Genomic DNA, 2,312 nt, shown 5'->3' on the forward strand with positions numbered 1-2,312 from the left:
CTTGCGGCGACCAGATCCGGTAATGACAGCGGTCTTGCCTGAGAGGGGCCGGGTCATGTGCACCCTCCCCGTCAGCCGAGCTTGTCGGTGAGGATGAACACGAGGTCGGCGGCCATCTGCTGGAACTCGCCCGCGACCTTCTGCATGATCTCGGTGCTCACATCACCGCCGAACGTGTCCATGTCATTGACGTCGATGATCTCGATATACTGATACGGCGGCCTGGCATCAGATCCGAGCAGGGCCACCGACCGGAAAACGGCAAATCCGTCGACGGACTTGAGGCCGTTGACCGTCGGAATGTCCGTCGTCCGCGCCCAGTTTTCATAGTCGGAAACGGATATTCCGGGTTTGAGATTGAAAAGTGCGACAATCTTGGTGCTCATGTCCGTAACCTTCCCTATGGCGCTCTCGCTCAAATGATATATCTTTTAGGCGAAGGTCAATTGAGAACTTGCCTGCCCGACGAAGGAATTGAAGCCATGGCCGCCACCCACCGCACCAAGAAGGCACCCGCGTTGCAGCCAGCCGCGGAGCAATCCCCGCCCACGAAGCGTCCCTATGACGGCCCGCCAGACTACCGAGTCGTCGGGCGCCATGGCGTGTATCCCGAGACCAGTCATGACGAGATTGCCCGGTTCAACTTCCTTGCGCACATGAACCGTCATCTTTCAGCCAACCTCATGCCGGGTGTCGCCGAAGCGTTCGAGGCACGGGTGAAGCCTGCCTTCGAAAGCACCGAGGGGCGCCCGTTCAAGGACCGTCACGAAGTCCGCAAGGCCCTCGCGCGAGACCCTTCCTGGCAATGGTGGTCAATGCTGCGCCGGGCCACAATGGAGACCCGTCAGCAGGCCGGACGCTGGGTAACCCTGCGCCAGGCAGAGGCACTGAATGAGAAAGTCCGCCTGCTCACAGCAGGCGATAAGCGCCTAGTTCTCGACCCGGCCTTCGAACAGCCCCGCTCGACCGAGGCAATCGACCATCACTGCATGCCGGGGAGCTATCATACGGAACTCGTCCCCGGCGACGTCACCGGTCCTGCCAATTACGATGCAGGCATCTTTGCAACGACCGGCGGGATGCTCGGCCGATACAATGACGGCGGCGGCGTGGCGGTTGCCGAATGGGTGGCCAAGAACCTTCCCGAATTCAAACCGCGGCGCATCCTAGATATCGGATGCGGGCTGGGTCACAATGTCCTGCCGATTGCCGCGGCATTCCCGGACGCCGAAGTGATTGCCGTCGATGCCGGCGCGCCGATGCTGCGCTATGGGCTCGCCCGGGCGAAATCCATGGGGATTGAAAACGTCACCTTCGTACAGGCCGATGTTGCGGACCTGAGCCGGTTCGAAAACGAGAGCTTTGACTGGATCCAGTCGACGATGTTCCTGCACGAGACAAGTTACAAGACAATGCCGGTCATCTTTGCAGAGACCAACCGCCTTCTGAAGCCGGGCGGAATCGTCCTGCATGTGGAGCAACCTCAGTACACAGAGGACATGCCACTGTTCGAACAGGCCATGCGCGACTGGGACGCTTTCTACAATAACGAACCTTTCTGGACGAAGCTCCACGAAGTCGATCTGGACGACTGGATGGCAAAGTCGGGCTTTCCCCGCCAGACCATACTCCACGGCGGCGTGACCGCGGTCGTGGATCCGGAAGTATTTCCCGAAGCCGCCAAGGACACCAAGCAGGAAGACTATGGCCGTAAGGCCGCCTGGCATGTCATCGGCGCCTGGAAGGCGGCATGAGCCATGACCAGCAAGCCTGATCCCCTACTCCTTGCCGGCGCCAAGGCCAAAGGCAAACGCCCCTGGTTCCTCGACGATACGGACGTCGAGCGTGTGATGAACATAACGCTTGTCTTGATGCAGGAAGTCGCCGTCCTGCGTGAACGCCTCGACACTGTCGAGCGCCTGCTTGAACGTGACGGAAAGCTGAGCAAGGCCGCGATCGAAGCCTTCGAGCCCAGCAAGGAAGAAGCTGCAGAGCGCGGCGCCTGGACCCAGGAATACGTCGCCCGCGTGCTCCGTATTCTCCAGCAGGACCGGGAAGCCATTGCCCGCGGCGATGAGGCCTCCAGCGAAGAGGTTGCCGACGAGTTTGCCCGCCTGGACTAGGGAACGTCTGATCAATTCTCAAACGGTGCGCTTTTGCTGGGATTTTGCTTTCTGAGCGCGCGTATTCTGGTTTTTTCGCCCGTTTTTCTGCCCTGGTCGGGCTCATCGGTGCGCTTTGGGCGCACCTGTCCTGTCAGGCGCGCATCAGTTTTCGGCGCAGCATGAAAATATTGGCGAGGGCGCAGGCGA

The 2,312-nt window shown here is 60.3% G+C and carries 3 protein-coding genes; 2 read left to right on the top strand and 1 reads right to left on the bottom strand.

The genetic code is table 11. The features are described from left to right. Positions 1–71: 71 nt before the first annotated feature. A complete protein-coding gene (locus tag WEA77_RS11855; protein ID WP_368068094.1) occupies positions 72–386 on the bottom strand; it encodes an REDY-like protein HapK in 315 nt (104 codons plus the stop codon). Between the two features lie 96 nt (positions 387–482). Between WEA77_RS11855 and WEA77_RS11860 the strand changes: the two genes are divergently transcribed. Together WEA77_RS11860 and WEA77_RS11865 are read left to right on the top strand one after the other, a co-directional pair. Next, positions 483–1,754, top strand: a complete 1,272-nt coding sequence (locus WEA77_RS11860) for a methyltransferase domain-containing protein (protein WP_368068095.1) — start codon at positions 483–485, stop codon at positions 1,752–1,754. Positions 1,755–1,757: 3 nt separating this feature from the next. After that, entirely contained in the window at positions 1,758–2,123 is a 366-nt protein-coding gene (locus WEA77_RS11865; protein ID WP_368068096.1) for a hypothetical protein, read from the top strand. Positions 2,124–2,312: the final 189 nt, after the last annotated feature.

The organism is Hyphomonas sp. (assembly GCF_040882205.1).
Taxonomy (GTDB): domain Bacteria; phylum Pseudomonadota; class Alphaproteobacteria; order Caulobacterales; family Hyphomonadaceae; genus Hyphomonas.

Coding starts and splice junctions, on each gene's coding strand:
- WEA77_RS11855 (WP_368068094.1), bottom strand. CDS start 386: ATGAGCACCAAGATTGTCGCACTTTTCAATCTCAAACCCGGAATATCC.
- WEA77_RS11860 (WP_368068095.1), top strand. CDS start 483: ATGGCCGCCACCCACCGCACCAAGAAGGCACCCGCGTTGCAGCCAGCC.
- WEA77_RS11865 (WP_368068096.1), top strand. CDS start 1,758: ATGACCAGCAAGCCTGATCCCCTACTCCTTGCCGGCGCCAAGGCCAAA.